Source organism: Photorhabdus sp. RM96S, assembly GCF_042879335.1.
In the GTDB taxonomy this organism is placed as follows: Bacteria; Pseudomonadota; Gammaproteobacteria; order Enterobacterales; family Enterobacteriaceae; genus Photorhabdus; species Photorhabdus kayaii.
Genome location: NZ_JBHFKT010000246.1, coordinates 1 through 278, shown reverse-complemented (window position 1 = coordinate 278; position 278 = coordinate 1). Strand labels below are relative to the sequence as shown.

At 65.8% G+C, this 278-nt stretch carries 1 protein-coding gene; it reads left to right on the top strand.

The window, feature by feature from the left end; translation table 11 throughout:
- A partial coding sequence (locus ACGF49_RS25195; RefSeq protein ID WP_387493524.1) for a hypothetical protein occupies positions 1 to 278 on the top strand: 278 nt, incomplete at both ends.

The following is a 278-nucleotide window of genomic DNA, read 5'->3' as shown; positions in this document are numbered from 1 at the left end:
CAGCGCGGCGGCCTCAATTGCCATCACCCCGCAAACCGGTGAGGCCCTGACTATCCTGACCGCCAACAACAAAGACCTGCGCTGGCTGGTCGCCATTGCCGGCGTGCTCCCGCTGCCGCTTGGCCGGAAAGGCAACGGCGGCAAAGCCAAATCCGGGGCGGAACCCACCCCGTCGGTGAAAAAAACCGGCTGTGACCGTCAGCTTTGCAGCAAAGCCGGGGAGCCGGTAGACGTGGCGACCGGCGACTTCCTACAGGTCTGGCCGGTGCTGGCGTTGC